Below are 14,259 nucleotides of genomic sequence, written 5' to 3'. Positions count from 1 at the left end.
GCCAATGCCCGAACAAGGAGCTTGCTGGATGAAAAAACTACTGGTTGCTTTCGCCGCCGTTGCCGCGTTTTCCGCCCACGCCGCCGAGACCCTGACGGTGGCCGCTTCGCCGGTGCCGCATGCGGAAATCCTCGAGTTCGTGAAGCCTGCGCTGGCCAAGGAAGGCGTGGACCTGCAGGTCAAAGTCTTCACCGACTACGTTCAGCCGAACGTGCAGGTGGCCGAAAAGCGCCTGGACGCCAACTTCTTCCAGCACCAGCCGTACCTGGATGAGTTCAACAAGGCCAAGGGTACAAACCTGGTGAGTGTTGCCGGTGTGCACCTGGAGCCTCTGGGCGCCTACTCCAGCAAGTACAAGAAGCTCGCCGAGTTGCCTGATGGCGCCAACGTGGTGATCCCGAACGACGCCACCAACGGCGGCCGCGCGCTGTTGCTGCTGGCCAACAACGGCCTGATCACCCTGAAGGACCCGACCAACATACTGTCGACCATCAAGGACATCACCGGCAACACCAAAAATTTGAAATTCCGCGAGCTGGAAGCCGCCACCCTGCCGCGCGTGCTGACCCAGGTTGACCTGGCGCTGATCAACACCAACTACGCGCTGGAAGCCAAGCTGGATCCTTCCAAGGATGCTTTGGTCATCGAAGGCAAAGACTCGCCTTACGTGAACATCCTGGTTGCCCGTCCGGACGACAAGGATTCGGACGCAATGAAGAAACTGGTTGCGGCGCTGCACACACCCGAAGTGAAGGCGTTCATTCTTGAGAAGTACAAAGGCGCGATCTTGCCAGCGTTCTGATCCAACTTGAAGAAACCCGATCTCCGGAACACTGGAGATCGACTGTGGGAGCTGGCTCCCACACAAGCCAGCTCCCACTTTTTTGCGCCACCGCCAGGCTTATTTACGCTGCAACAACCCCGGCAACTGCGCCACCAGCTTCTGGTTGTTCAACGGCGCGCGAATAAACCCACGCTGGGTACCGTCCGGCCCGATCAACGCCAGGTTGCCGCTGTGGTCGACGGTGTAGTTCGGCTTGCTGGTGTCCGCCGGAATGAACGGAATGCTCACGGCATTGGAGACCTTCTGCACGTCATCCACCGAAGCCCCCGTCAGCCCTTCGAATTGCGGATCGAAATAACCCAGGTACTGCTTGAGCTGCGCCGGGTTATCACGATTGGGGTCCACGCTGACCAGGATCACCTGCAGTTTGTCCACGACCTCCTTGGGCAACTCGCTCTTGATCTGCCGCAGTTGAGCGAGGGTGGTCGGGCAGATATCCGGGCAGAAGGTGTAGCCGAAGAACAGCATGCTCCATTTGCCTTTCAACTCATTGACCACCACCGGCTGGCCGTCCTGATTGGTCATGGTCACAGGCGGTAATTGCCGGCTTTGCGGCAGCAGGATGATACCCGCGTCGATCAACGCCGTCGGATCACCCTGACCCTTGCCGGACAGTACTTTGTTAACGGTCAGGCCCATGATCAACGCGACCGCGGCCACCAGAATAAAAACAGTTTTTTGAGTTCGAGTCATAGGTTCAACAATAAGTAGTGGTCTACGAGCAGGGCGATAAACAGTAAAAACAGGTACCAGATAGAGTACTTGAAGGTGTTGATCGCCGCGTGCGGCCGACTGCCACGGTACAGCACCCAGGCCCATTGCAGAAAGCGCCCGCCCAGAACCAATGCACATCCAAGGTACAGCAGGCCGCTCATGTGGATGACATAGGGCATCAGGCTGACCGCCAGCAAGGCGAAGGTGTACAGCAGGATATGCACCTTGGTGTAGTGCTCGCCATGAGTCACCGGCAGCATCGGGATATCGGCCTTGGCGTATTCCTCCTTGCGGTGAATGGCCAGGGCCCAGAAGTGTGGCGGGGTCCAGGCGAAGATGATCAGCACCAACAGCAGGGGCTCGGCACTGACGTGGCCGGTAACCGCCACCCAACCCAGCAAGGGTGGCGCAGCGCCGGCAAGGCCGCCAATGACGATGTTCTGCGGCGTGGCGCGCTTGAGGAAGCCGGTGTAGATCACCGCGTAGCCCAGCAGCGAAGCCAGGGTCAGCCAAGCCGCCAGCGGATTGGTAAACGCCAGCAGCAAGGCCAGCCCGGCCACGGCCAGCGCCAGGGCGAAGGTCAGGGCGGCGGCCGGCGAGACACGACCTTGGGCCAGCGGACGTTTGTGGGTGCGAGCCATCACCGCATCGATGCGCCGATCCACCACATGATTGACCGCCGCCGCGCCACCCGCACACAGGGCAATCCCCAGGTTGCCAAAAATCAGCACCGCCCACGGCACGCCAGCGCGGGTCGCGAGGAACATGCCTACCAGGGAGGTGATGAGCATCAACACCACCACTTTGGGCTTGGTCAGCTCCAGGTAGTCACGCCAGATCGCCTGGCTGTGACCCGCGCCGATCAAGGTCGCCATGGCATCTCTCCTTTTATTGTGATGAGGCCCGACACGCGCCTGCGCGGGCTGAAGCGCCAGCCCAGCGGCAAGTGATGGCGAACCCGGACCAGGCTGGTTCGGGCGTGGTAATTGATCAGCACCAGCGTCAGCAATAATGCTGCGCCACCGGCGTTGTGAGCGACCGCTACGGGCAGCGGAAGGTGGAAATATACGTTGCTCAGGCCCAGGCTGATTTGCGCCGCAAGGGCGATCAGCAGGAGGCCAGCCAAACGTGTCATGCCGACGACCTTGAGCTGCCAGGCCAACCCCGACAACACGACGGTCACGACTAAAGCCCCAATCCGGTGGGTGAGATGAATCGCAGTACGTGCATCACTGTCGAGCTGGCCGCCCAGATAATTGGGACCGATATGCTGGGTCAGGTGAAATCCATTGGCGAAATCCGCCGCCGGCCACCACTGGCCGTGACAGGTCGGCAGGTCGATACAGGCCACCGCCGCATAGTTGGAACTGACCCAACCGCCCAACGCAATCTGGCCGATCACCACCACCAGCCCGGCCGTCGCCCAATACTGCAACCGTTTGGGCACGATCAGCGCAGGCAACACGCCGGACAATCGCAAGGTCAGCAAAAACAACAGACTCAAGGTCGCAAATCCACCGAGCAAATGCCCGGTCACTACCTGAGGCCAGAGCTTGAGCGTCACCGTCCACATGCCAAACGCGGCCTGGGCAAACACCACCGCCAACAAAAACAAAGGCAACTTCAGCGGCTGGCCGGGGTGATGTCGATGGGTCCAGGCGCGCGCGGCCAACAGTACGATCAACAGACCAAGGGTACCGGCAAAGTAACGATGGACCATCTCGCTCCAGCCCTTGTCAGCCTCCACCGGCGTGTCCGGGAAGTGCAGTTCGGCATGGGCCAGTTGGGCTTCGCTTTGCGGCACGCTGATGAAGCCATAGCAGCCCGGCCAGTCCGGGCAACCGAGGCCCGCATGAGTCAGCCGGGTATAGGCGCCGAGCAGCACCACAATCAGCGCCAGCAAGGTGGCAAACAGCGCGAGGCGAAATCCAAGTTTGGCCATGACGATGCCCTTATCCGATATTCGACAGTTTCAGCAGCAGACGCAGGTCGTTCAGTAAATCCTTGCCCTTGACCTGAGCGTCATAGCGCAGCACCAGGTTGCCGTGAGGGTCGACGATCCACAGCTGCGCATCACCGCTGCCCTGGGCGGCGGCGTCTTTGTTGAAGGTCGACAGGTCCAGGGAGTAACGCTGCAATTGCGGGTACTCGGCCTTGAGCTTGGCGTCATAGTCGGTGCTGACGGGCTGCGCACTGGCCAAGGCATGGCTGGCGCGGGACGCATCGCGCCCCAGGCCGATCTGTAGCTGGCGCGCCAGGTACACCAGTTGCTGGCAATCGGCCGCGCAGGCCACAGGCGCAGTGACCAGCAACTGCCAGCGATCCTCTTCGGCCTGCACGCCGATATCGGCGCGGGTCTGGCCATTGCCGATCATCTCGCCGTGGTAACTGCGGCTTTGCGGCACCCAGAACTGCAGCTTGTACATGAAGGTGGCCAACACCATCGGGCCGATCACCATCAGCAGGATCAGGATCAGTTGCCAGCGCCCCTTGCGCCGGTCGGGCGCTGCAGGCGCGTCAGACATGTTGAGTGGATTCATGGCCGCTCCCATCGTGCTTCTCCTTTGCGTTGTGCCATCCGAGGTAGAGGTAAAGACCGAACAGGGCTAGCGCCATGGCGAACCACTGCACGGCATATCCGAGGTGTTTTTCCGGCCCCATGGCCACCACCGGCCAGTTGGTTTCGTAGGTGCCGGGGCCCGCTTCGGCTCGCACCTCGTAGCCAAACCCGCTGCGCGCAAGCTCCGCCCATAGCGTGTCGGGGTGCAGCGCAGTCAGCAGGCGCGGCCATGGCGCGCCTGCCGGATCGGCATGCAATTGGAAAGCGGCCCCGGGCGCTACGTAGACCCAGGCGTCGATATTCAGCAGCTGTTCAGGGGTGGTGAAGACTGGCGGCGTGCGCCGGTCAGGCCAAGGCAGCCAGCCACGATTGAGTAGCAGCCATAAACCGCTGGCCTGATCATGAAAGGGCTGTAGCAACTCGACGCCCACCTTGCCGTCGCGAAAGCGGTTATCCAGCAGCACGCTGTGCTCGGCGTCCAACTGCCCGCGCAAATGTACTCGGCGAAAGGCTGGGTCGGCCGTAGCACGCAATTGCTCGCTACTCATGGGCTCGGTAGCGCGGCGCTCCGCGTAGCTGTCCAACAGCGCTTGTTTTTCCTGGCCACGGGACAATTGCCAAAAACCGAGAAATACCAGCAGCGGTAGCAGCACCAACACCACCAGCGTCGGCGCAATCCCGGGACGAAAGCGTTTCATGGCGCGACCGTAGAGGTCGGTGCTGCGCTGGCTATACTGAATCTCATTGCTCGCCCCTCCAAAAAAAGAGCCCCGGAGCCAAACCATGCTCAAAGCAGCCATTGCCCTGATGCTGATCGCTACCGTTGTGAGCCTGTTCAGTGGCTTGTTCTTCCTGGTCAAAGACGAGGGCAACTCCAATCGCCTCGTCACGGCCTTGACCGTGCGTGTCGTACTGGCCGTGATCACCGTGGCGTTGATCGCCTGGGGTTTCTTTAGCGGCCAGTTGGTCTCACATGCGCCGTGGTAGGCGCCTCACAGCACGTAAACGAAGAAAAACAGCCCGATCCACACCACATCCACAAAGTGCCAATACCAACTGGCCGCCTCGAATCCGAACTGGTGCTCGGCATTGAAATGCCCTTTCAAGATGCGCATCAGCATCACGAACAGAATGATGGTGCCAATGGTCACGTGGGCACCGTGAAAGCCGGTGAGCATGAAGAAGGTCGCGCCGTATACGCCGGACCCCAGGGTCAGGCCCAGCTCCTTGTAGGCGTGGATGTATTCCTCGGCCTGAAAGCCAAGGAATGCCCAGCCCAACAACACGGTGATCGCCAGCCAGATCTTCAACGCGCCGCGATGGCCTTTGCGCAAAGCATGGTGGGCGATGGTGATGGTCACGCTGGAGCTGACCAGCAAGATGGTGTTGATCAGCGGCAAGCCCCAAGGGCTAATGGTGCCTTTGGGCGCCGGAAACAGTTTCGGGTCCGGGTTATTGAGCAACGGCCAAGTGAATTCGAAATTCGGCCAGAGCATGTGCGCCACACCTTTATGGCCTTCCCCTCCTAACCACGGGCCGGACAAATGGCGCACATAAAACAGGGCCCCGAAGAACGCGATAAAGAACATCACCTCGGAGAAGATGAACCAGCTCATGCCCCAGCGAAAGGAGCGGTCCATCTGCGGGCTGTACAAACCGGCGCGACTCTCTTTGATCACCGCACCGAACCAGCCAAACATCATGTAGGCCAACAGCAAGCCGCCAACGAAAAAGATCAGCGGGCCGTGGGATTCCGGGCGCGCAGCCTTCAGATCATTGAACCAGGTAGCCAACCCGAACACCGTGATCAGCATGCCCAGGGTAGCAATTATTGGCCATTTGCTTTGCGCCGGTACGTAGTACGTATCATGAGTCGACATGTATTCGTTCTCCTAATCGAGCCCGCAGGCACGCCTAGCCGCCGGTATGGACAGCCACGGGCGGTTGGCGCGCGGTGATATCGAACAGCGTGTACGCCAGGGTCAAATGCTTCACATCCTTGGGCATGTCGCGGTCGACAATGAAGCGCACGGGCATCTCGATACGCTGACCTGGCTGCAGCACTTGCTGGGTGAAGCAAAAACACTCGGTCTTGTGGAAGTACATCGCCGCTTCTGCGGGCGAAATACTCGGGATCGCCTGGGCCGTCATCGGCTTGTCAGTAGGGTTGTAGGCCACGAACAGCATCTCGTTGACGGCACCCGGGTTGACCACGATTTCGTCGGCCTTGGAGTGGAACTCCCAGACCATGTCGATGGCGTTGGTGGAGAGAAACTGCACCCTAACCTGCCGTGATGGGTCGACGATCTGCTCACCTTCGTACTGCCCGGCCGTCTTGCCATTGATACCGAACGCCTTGCACATCACGTCGTAGATCGGCACCAGGGCAAAGCCGAAGGCGAACATCGCCACCACCAGAATCAACAGGCGGGTGACCAGGCGCTTGATAGGCACTGACTCAGACATGACGCTCACCCGAGGCGAATCCGGTCAATGTGGGAGCGGGCTTGCTCGCGAAAGCGGTTTCACAGCCAATGAAAATACTGACTGGCACACCATCTTCGCGAGCAAGCCCGCTCTCACACTTACCGCGCTCCAACCGCAATAACCTGTTCATTTGACCTCCGGCGGGGTCGTGAAGGTGTGATAGGGCGCCGGCGAAGGAATGCTCCACTCAAGCCCTTCAGCGCCATCCCATGGCTTGGCCGGTGCAGGCTTGCCGCCCCGGATGCACTTGATGACGATGAACAGGAAGAAGATCTGCGTCGCACCAAAGGTGAAGGCACCGATGGAGGAGACCATGTTGAAATCAGCGAACTGCAGGTTGTAGTCGGGCACCCGGCGCGGCATGCCCGCCAGCCCGACGAAGTGCATCGGGAAGAACGCCATGTTCATCCCCACGAACGACAGCCAGAAATGCAGCTTGCCCAGGGTTTCGTCGTACATGTGGCCGGTCCATTTCGGTAGCCAGTAGTAGGCCGAAGCGAAGATCCCGAAGATCGCACCAGGCACCAGTACGTAATGGAAGTGCGCCACCACAAAGTAGGTGTCGTGGTACTGGAAGTCCGCCGGGGCAATCGCCAGCATCAACCCAGAGAAGCCGCCAATGGTAAACAGGATCACGAAGGCCACGGCAAACAGCATCGGCGTCTCGAAGGTCAGCGAGCCTTGCCACATGGTGCTGACCCAGTTGAACACCTTGACCCCAGTGGGCACCGCGATCAGCAACGTGGCGTACATGAAGAACAACTCGCCCACCAGCGGAATGCCCACCACGAACATGTGGTGCGCCCACACGATAAACGACAGGAAGGCGATGCTCGCCGTGGCGTACACCATCGAGGTGTAACCAAACAGCGGCTTGCGCGAGAAGGTCGGGATGATCGAGCTGACGGCACCGAAGGCCGGCAGGATCATGATGTACACCTCGGGGTGACCGAAGAACCAGAACACATGCTGGAACAACACCGGGTCACCGCCACCGGCAGCACTGAAGAAGCTGGTGCCGAAGTGGATATCCATCAGCATCATCGTCACGCAGCCCGCCAACACCGGCATCACCGCGATCAGCAAGAACGCGGTGATCAGCCAGGTCCAGACGAACAGCGGCATCTTCATCAGGGTCATGCCCGGTGCGCGCAGGTTGAGGATGGTGGCGATCACGTTGATCGCGCCCATGATCGAACTGATACCCATCAAGTGAATGGCAAAGATGAAGAAGGTCACGCTTTCCGGTGCATAGGTGGTGGAAAGCGGGGCGTAGAAGGTCCAACCGAAGTTCGGCCCGCCACCCGGCATGAACAGGGTAGAGACCAGCATCAGGAACGCCGCCGGTAGCAGCCAGAAGCTGAAGTTGTTCATCCGTGGCAGGGCCATGTCCGGCGCACCGATCATCAGCGGGATCATCCAGTTGGCGAGCCCGACAAACGCCGGCATCACCGCACCGAACACCATGACCAGCCCGTGCATGGTGGTCATCTGGTTGAAGAACGCCGGCTCGACGATCTGCAAGCCCGGCTGGAACAGCTCGGCCCGGATCACCATGGCAAATGAACCGCCCAGCAAGAACATGGCGAAGCTGAACCACAAGTACATGGTCCCGATGTCTTTGTGGTTGGTGGTCAGCACCCAACGCATCAGACCCTTGGCAGGGCCGTGAGCGTGGTCACCGGCATGACCGTGGTCATCGATCACAGCGCTCATGGCCTTTCTCCTGCAAACGAGTGGGCGGGACGGTTCAGGGAATACGCAATGAATGAGGTCATTTGCTTTCCGCCTGTTTCAAAGCCAGCACGTCTTTGGGAGTGACCATGTCGCCCTTGTTGTTGCCCCACGCGTTGCGTTCGTAGGTCACGACCGCCGCGATATCAACTTCCGAGAGCTGCTTGCCGAAGGCAGCCATGGCGGTGCCTGGCTTGCCGAAGTACACGCGATGCAGGTGATCCTCTTTGGCGCCGGTAGCAATCGGCGAGCCCTTGAGCGCCGGGAACATCGGCGGCAAGCCCTGGCCTTCGGCCTGGTGACAAGCCACGCAGGTGGTGTGGTAGACCTTGTCGCCACGGGCCACCAACTCTTCAAGGGTCCACTCCTTGGAGGTCAGCTCTTTGAGCTGGGCGGCTTCGGCCTTGCGCTCGCCGAGCCAAGTTTCGTAGTCGGCCTTGGACTTGACGTCCACCACAATGGGCATGAAGCCGTGGTCCTTGCCGCACAGCTCGGCACACTGGCCACGGTAAATGCCGGGCTTCTCGATCCGGGTCCAGGCCTCGTTGACGAAGCCTGGGATGGCGTCGCGCTTGACCGCAAAGGCCGGCACCCACCAGGAGTGGATCACGTCGGCAGCCGTCACCAAAAAGCGCACCTTGGCGCCCACCGGCAGTACCAGCGGCTGGTCGACTTCCAGTAAGTAATGCTCGCCTTTGACGGCCTGGTTATGGATCTGCTCGGCAGGAGTGGCCAGGTTGCTGAAGAACTCGACGTCCTGGCCCAGGTATTTGTAATGCCACTTCCATTGATAGCCGGTGACCTGGATGTCGATATCCGACTCACTGCTGTCGTAGATGTTGATCAGGGTCTTGGTGGCTGGAATAGCCATCGCCACCAGAATCAGGAAAGGCACCACCGTCCAGAGAATCTCGACCGTCGTGCTCTCGTGGAACTTGGCCGCCACCTGGCCGGTTGAGCGTCGATGAACAATCATCGACCAGAACATCGCGCCAAAGACGACGATGCCGATCACCACACAGATCCAGAAAATGGTCATGTGCAGGTCGAACACGGCGTGACTGACTTCTGTGGCCCCTGGCGTCATATTCGTCGTCCAGGCGGCCTGCGCCTGGCTGAATACTGACCACAAGAGTAGGCCCATCCAAACGTGTGGATGTCGCGTCATTGCGGGTTCCCCTTATCGTTCTTGTTATCCCGCCGGTTTGCACCTGCGGCCAAGGGAGCGGCTTCCAAATTGCAAACACACCGCCAAGCCTTGCCTGCTTATGCAGTCTGGCGTCATCAGCTAATTGCGTACAAACCCGAGTATAGACAGCGACCGCCACCCCGCAATGTGAGGGGGCAAATGAACTAAAATGGACGAACGGAGCCGGCAAACCGGCGGACGGCGGGGGTTATCCGACGAACGATGGCATTTCGATATAACACCGGCGCATAACCATGAAATAATTATGCCAAATGCGTCTTAGCCGCTCGTATAAACGAGCTACCTTATCCTCTCCCTTTTCCTACCCCTGTATTCCCGGAGCTTTCATGAACACCGCCGCATTGCGCGAGCAGATTTCCCGTGCCCATCAACACGAAGCCAGCACTGGCCAGCTTGCTCAACAGCTGGAGGTCCAGTTACCACATCTGCACCCCGCTATTTCCCTGCCCGATGTTGACGCCAAGGGTGTGATGACGCGTTTTGTTACCGCCTATATCGACCAGGTCCCGGAGTTGCTCGACGCAGCCAACGACGTGGCCCGTGAAGCCGGTATTGAAAGCCAGATCAAGCCGGTGCTGAAAATCGCCGAGCAGTTCTTCCTTCAGCCGCTGGCGATCCTGGCCGGCCACGAAGGCCTGGACGGCTTGCTGGACGAGGCTTACCTGGCTCATCGCCTGGTGGAAGAGGTCAACGATCTGTACATCAAGCATTTCGGCCAGCCGCTGATTCCGCTGGATACCACCGTGGCCAATCTGATCGCCCACCAATTGATTGGTGAAACGTTCGCCAACCAATTGGATGAAGCCGTGCACCATGCGGTGGACGAGATGCTCAATGAAGAGAGCTTCGCCCTGGAGTCTGTCGAAGCCTATCGCGACAAGCTCAAGAGCCCGGATACCGAAGCGGCCTGGAAGCGCTGGCCGTCCCTGTCGCGGCAGTTGGGTGTCGGGTTGGAGCTGGATCAGCCGGCGTAAATTTACGACTGGCAAAGATCGAATGTGGGAGCCGGGTTTGCCCGGCTTCCACAGGACTCAACATTACTCAGGCAGCCGCCGACCCTATTCCCGTCGTCGTGCGTACCCTTCCTTCCAATCGACGCTTCAACCCGCGCGCCTCGATCATCAGCTTCGAGCCCTTGGCCGCATTGGCACGCCCCCATTCCTCCAGCAGTTCAAGGCAGGAATGATCGATATAACTCAGGTTATTGAGCGGTACATGCACGGTGGTACCCGCCGGAATGGTCGACAGCACTTGGGTTAACGCCGGCACCTTGAGAAAAGTCGCCGCGCCGGTCAGCCGCAATTCCATTTCACCGTCCTGAGGCAGGTCGATCAGGCTGATCTTCAGCCGAGAGGCCTTCCACGCCAGCTTGACCAGCGTCAGCCCGAAGCCCACCAACACACCGGTCAGCAAGTCCGTGAAGATGATCGCCAAGGCCGTGGCGGCGTAGGTGAACATCGGCATCCGACCATAGCGGCCCAAGCCACGAAAAGCCTTGATGTCCACCAGCTTGATGCCGGTGTACACCAGTACTCCCGCCAGGCTCGCCACCGGAATGCTTTGCAGCACACTGGACAGCAGCAACACAAAAGCCAGCAACCACACACCGTGGAACATCGCCGACAAGCGCGTGGTGGCACCCGCCTGGACATTGGCCGAGCTGCGCACGATTACGCCGGTCATGGGCAACGCGCCCACCAGGCCACAGAGCATGTTGCCTACACCTTGCGCCGACAGCTCTTTATCAAAATCAGAGCGCTGACCGTTATGCATACGGTCGACGGCCGCCGCCGAGAGCAGGGTTTCGGCGCTGGCGATAAACGCCACGGCGAAGGCTGCAATCAACAAACTGGGATCCGCCAGGTTCAGCAGGTCGCTGGGCCGTAGCCAATCGATGGCGTCCGCCAGGTTTTCCGGCACCTCCACGCGTTTGACCTGCAACGCCAGTACCAAACTGGTCACCGTTGCCAAACCCACGCCCAATAGGGCGCCTGGAACGAAGCGCAGCTTTTGCGGACGGAATTTATCCCACAGCCACATCACCAGAATCGTCGATAGCCCAAGCAAACCGGCCTGCCAGCCAAGCCCACCGCCCAAGGTCGGAATGGCCTGAACCAGAGCCGCCGGGAAGCCGACAAGATTATCCAGGCCCGACGGTTTAGGCACGCCGTCGAACATCACATGGACTTGTGAAAGGACGATCAGTACCCCGATCCCTGCCAGCATCCCGTACACCACCGCCGGGGCGGTCACACGGAACCAGCAACCCAGACGCAAACGCCCGGCCACCAACTGCAGGAACCCCGCCAGCAACAGGATAGGCCCGAGCATGGCCATGCCATGCTGTCGCACTAACTCGAATACCAACACCGCCAATCCGGCTGCCGGGCCGCTGACTTGCAATGGCGAACCAGCCAACCAGCCCACCACCAGGCCACCGATGATCCCTGTGATCAAGCCTTTGGCCGGTGGCATACCGGAGGCGATAGCGATCCCCATGCATAAAGGCAGGGCGACCAGAAACACAACCACGGATGCCAACAGCTCCCGTGGCAGCACAGCTTTTAGTTGAGCAGCACGCATGATGACTCTCCCGAGGCATTCGCCGGGCATGGCAAGGCCTGGCTGCACAAATGGCAGCCATCGCGTTACCCGGCAGGGGAATGTTTTAGAAGCGCGCTTTAGGCGTCGCCGAAGGAATCGGTTGGGTACCGTTCAACGGAAGGAACGCCGCTTGGTCCGCATCGTAGGCTTTGATTTCACTGGTCTCGATATCGTAGACCCAGCCATGGATAAACAAATGGCCGTTGGCCATGCGCGAGGCCACCGACGGATGTGTACGCAGGTGCTGTAACTGGGCGATGACGTTTTCTTCGGTCAACACATGCATGCTTTCGTTTTCGTTGGCGCAGTCACAGTTGTCCTGGACCATGGTCTTGGCGACCTCGGCATGCCGCAGCCAGGCTTTGACCGTGGGCATCTTTTCCAGGCTCTGGGGGTTGAGTACTGCGCGCATGGCGCCACAATCGGAGTGGCCGCAGATAATGATGTGCTGCACGCCAAGGGCCAGTACCGCGTACTCGATGGCCGTGGAAACACCACCGTTCATCTGCCCATAGGGCGGCACGACGTTGCCCACGTTACGGGTCACGAACAAATCACCCGGGGAGCTTTGGGTAATCAGTTCCGGAACGATGCGCGAGTCGGCGCAGGTAATGAACATCGCTCGTGGGCTCTGGGCCGTGGCGAGCTTCTTGAAGAGTTCTTCCTGCTGGGGAAAGATCTCGTGATGGAAGTGCAAAAAGCCTTCAACAATGTGCTGCAGCGCTGCATCGGCGGACTCCGCCTCATAAGGGGCTGAAGCCGACGCAGCCAACGGCTGTTTATCCTTGTCACTCATGATTCATCCTCTTTGGTTGGAGTAGGGCCGTTTCCCGGTGCGGTTCGGCGCCGAACCCGCAGCGCCGACTCATTAGTCACTCGATGAACACCGTACCCGCCGAAACTTAACTCAAACTGAATGAACCGCTCTAGATCGCGGGTTTCAGTGATATCAAAACGCGACTATTCCTACACGGAAGTTCACTTTCACTTGGCAGTTTACAACAATGCCATCTGCCTGCCCGGAGGACAAAACGCGGTGCAATCCAGATTAAACCCTTCCCGGCGGTTAAGCCCCAATCGTTTGATCGCCTTGGCAAAACGTTGCGCCAGCAGATCGGCAAACGGCCCTTCACCGCGCATCCGTATGCCAAAGCGGCTGTCATAGACCTCACCGCCCCGCACCTGCCGCACCAGGCTCATCACGTGGGCCGCCCGCTGCGGATAATGGGCCGCCAGCCACTCCTCGAACAGCGGCGCAACTTCCAGGGGCAAGCGCAGCATCATGTAGGCCGCACTTTGCGCCCCGGCAGCGTGGGCTTCGGCCAGCAGGTTTTCCAGTTCACTGTCATTGATCATCGGGATCATCGGTGAACACAGCACGCCCACCGGAATCCCCGCCTCACGCATCACCCTGATCGCGCGCAACCTGGCCTTGGGCGCCGCCGTACGCGGCTCGAGGATACGCTTGAGTTCGTCATCCAGGCTGGTGAGGCTGATCATCACCGCCACCAACCGTTGGCGAGCCAGCTCGGTCAACAGGTCGAGGTCGCGCAGGATCAGCGACCCCTTGGTGATGATCGTCACCGGGTGGCGGTAGCGCAGCAGCACTTCCAGGGTTTGTCGGGTGAGCTTGTATTCGCGTTCGATGGGTTGATACGGGTCGGTGTTGGACCCCAGGTTGATCGGCGCGCAGGTATAGCCAGGTTTCGACAGTTGCTGTTCCAGCACGTCTGCGGCATTGGTCTTGGCAATCAGCTTGGTTTCAAAATCCAACCCCGGTGACAGGTCCCAATACGCGTGACTGGGCCGAGCGTAGCAGTAGATACAGCCATGCTCGCAGCCTCGGTACGGATTGATGGACCGATCAAACGGCAAGTCTGGCGAGTTGTTGCGGGTAATGATGGTTTTCGCCGTCTCGATGCGGACTTCAGTGCCCTGGGTCTGCGGCACTTCCTGAAACCAGCCGTCATCCTCGGCCACGCTGACGGTGGGCGCAAAACGATTGTGCAGGTTGGTGGCGGTGCCGCGCCCGCGGGGTGGCAACGGAGTGGACATGAAAACGCCTCTATACTGTTTTTATATACAGTATAGAGGCGCAATGTTTCT

At 59.7% G+C, this 14,259-nt stretch carries 15 protein-coding genes; 3 read left to right on the top strand and 12 right to left on the bottom strand.

Annotated elements, in window-relative coordinates; translation table 11 throughout:
- Positions 1 to 28 precede the first annotated feature (28 nt).
- Positions 29 to 802, top strand: coding sequence for a MetQ/NlpA family ABC transporter substrate-binding protein (locus HKK55_RS25865; protein ID WP_169357208.1), 774 nt, complete (start codon positions 29 to 31; stop codon positions 800 to 802).
- Positions 803 to 901: 99 nt separating this feature from the next.
- On the opposite strand, the gene HKK55_RS25860 is transcribed toward HKK55_RS25865, so the two are convergent.
- Genes HKK55_RS25860 through HKK55_RS25840 form a run of 5 tightly spaced genes read right to left on the bottom strand, consistent with a single transcriptional unit; the run spans position 902 to position 4,816 of the window.
- A complete protein-coding gene (locus HKK55_RS25860) occupies positions 902 to 1,537 on the bottom strand; it encodes an SCO family protein (protein ID WP_169357207.1) in 636 nt (211 codons plus the stop codon).
- Positions 1,534 to 2,433, bottom strand: coding sequence for a heme o synthase (gene cyoE, locus HKK55_RS25855; protein ID WP_169357206.1), 900 nt, complete (start codon positions 2,431 to 2,433; stop codon positions 1,534 to 1,536). The genes HKK55_RS25860 and cyoE overlap by 4 nt, the downstream gene beginning before the upstream one ends.
- Positions 2,421 to 3,500 (bottom strand): heme A synthase, encoded by a 1,080-nt coding sequence (locus tag HKK55_RS25850; protein ID WP_169357205.1) that lies wholly within the window; start codon positions 3,498 to 3,500, stop codon positions 2,421 to 2,423. Before HKK55_RS25850 ends, cyoE begins: the two co-directional genes overlap by 13 nt.
- 10 nt (positions 3,501 to 3,510) lie before the next feature.
- Positions 3,511 to 4,110, bottom strand: a complete 600-nt coding sequence (locus tag HKK55_RS25845; RefSeq protein ID WP_169357204.1) for a hypothetical protein — start codon at positions 4,108 to 4,110, stop codon at positions 3,511 to 3,513.
- On the bottom strand, positions 4,076 to 4,816 hold the full coding sequence (locus HKK55_RS25840) for an SURF1 family protein (RefSeq protein ID WP_169357203.1): 741 nt from the start codon (positions 4,814 to 4,816) through the stop codon (positions 4,076 to 4,078). Before HKK55_RS25840 ends, HKK55_RS25845 begins: the two co-directional genes overlap by 35 nt.
- An 85-nt stretch (positions 4,817 to 4,901) precedes the next feature.
- On the opposite strand from HKK55_RS25840, the gene HKK55_RS25835 reads away from it, so the two are divergent.
- On the top strand, positions 4,902 to 5,105 hold the full coding sequence (locus HKK55_RS25835; RefSeq protein WP_016978774.1) for a twin transmembrane helix small protein: 204 nt from the start codon (positions 4,902 to 4,904) through the stop codon (positions 5,103 to 5,105).
- A gap of 5 nt (positions 5,106 to 5,110) precedes the next feature.
- Here HKK55_RS25835 and HKK55_RS25830 read toward each other — a convergent pair whose 3' ends face one another.
- From HKK55_RS25830 to coxB, 4 genes are all read right to left on the bottom strand, one after another.
- On the bottom strand, positions 5,111 to 5,998 hold the full coding sequence (locus tag HKK55_RS25830) for a cytochrome c oxidase subunit 3 (protein WP_169357202.1): 888 nt from the start codon (positions 5,996 to 5,998) through the stop codon (positions 5,111 to 5,113).
- Positions 5,999 to 6,032: 34 nt separating this feature from the next.
- Entirely contained in the window at positions 6,033 to 6,584 is a 552-nt protein-coding gene (locus HKK55_RS25825; RefSeq protein ID WP_169357201.1) for a cytochrome c oxidase assembly protein, read from the bottom strand.
- A 147-nt stretch (positions 6,585 to 6,731) separates the two neighbouring features.
- Positions 6,732 to 8,321 carry a cytochrome c oxidase subunit I gene (ctaD, locus tag HKK55_RS25820; protein WP_063033712.1) on the bottom strand — a complete coding sequence of 530 codons (1,590 nt, stop codon included), beginning with the start codon at positions 8,319 to 8,321 and terminating at the stop codon, positions 6,732 to 6,734.
- Between the two features lie 58 nt (positions 8,322 to 8,379).
- The gene (coxB, locus tag HKK55_RS25815) at positions 8,380 to 9,507 is read right to left on the bottom strand and encodes a cytochrome c oxidase subunit II (RefSeq protein WP_169357200.1); all 1,128 of its coding nucleotides are present in this window, start codon (positions 9,505 to 9,507) and stop codon (positions 8,380 to 8,382) included.
- Positions 9,508 to 9,875: 368 nt separating this feature from the next.
- Between coxB and HKK55_RS25810 the strand changes: the two genes are divergently transcribed.
- Entirely contained in the window at positions 9,876 to 10,523 is a 648-nt protein-coding gene (locus tag HKK55_RS25810; RefSeq protein WP_155582267.1) for a hypothetical protein, read from the top strand.
- A gap of 67 nt (positions 10,524 to 10,590) precedes the next feature.
- Here HKK55_RS25810 and HKK55_RS25805 read toward each other — a convergent pair whose 3' ends face one another.
- The 3 genes from HKK55_RS25805 to HKK55_RS25795 form a co-directional block, all read right to left on the bottom strand.
- A complete protein-coding gene (locus HKK55_RS25805; RefSeq protein ID WP_169357199.1) occupies positions 10,591 to 12,132 on the bottom strand; it encodes a SulP family inorganic anion transporter in 1,542 nt (513 codons plus the stop codon).
- Positions 12,133 to 12,217: 85 nt separating this feature from the next.
- Positions 12,218 to 12,949 (bottom strand): carbonic anhydrase, encoded by a 732-nt coding sequence (locus tag HKK55_RS25800; protein ID WP_155582269.1) that lies wholly within the window; start codon positions 12,947 to 12,949, stop codon positions 12,218 to 12,220.
- 200 nt (positions 12,950 to 13,149) lie between these two features.
- Positions 13,150 to 14,208, bottom strand: a complete 1,059-nt coding sequence (locus HKK55_RS25795; RefSeq protein ID WP_169357198.1) for a PA0069 family radical SAM protein — start codon at positions 14,206 to 14,208, stop codon at positions 13,150 to 13,152.
- Positions 14,209 to 14,259: the final 51 nt, after the last annotated feature.

This window comes from Pseudomonas sp. ADAK18, from assembly GCF_012935695.1.
Lineage (GTDB): Bacteria > Pseudomonadota > Gammaproteobacteria > Pseudomonadales > Pseudomonadaceae > Aquipseudomonas.
The sequence above is the reverse complement of the archived record's forward strand: the minus strand, read 5'-3'. Positions and strand labels throughout refer to the sequence as shown.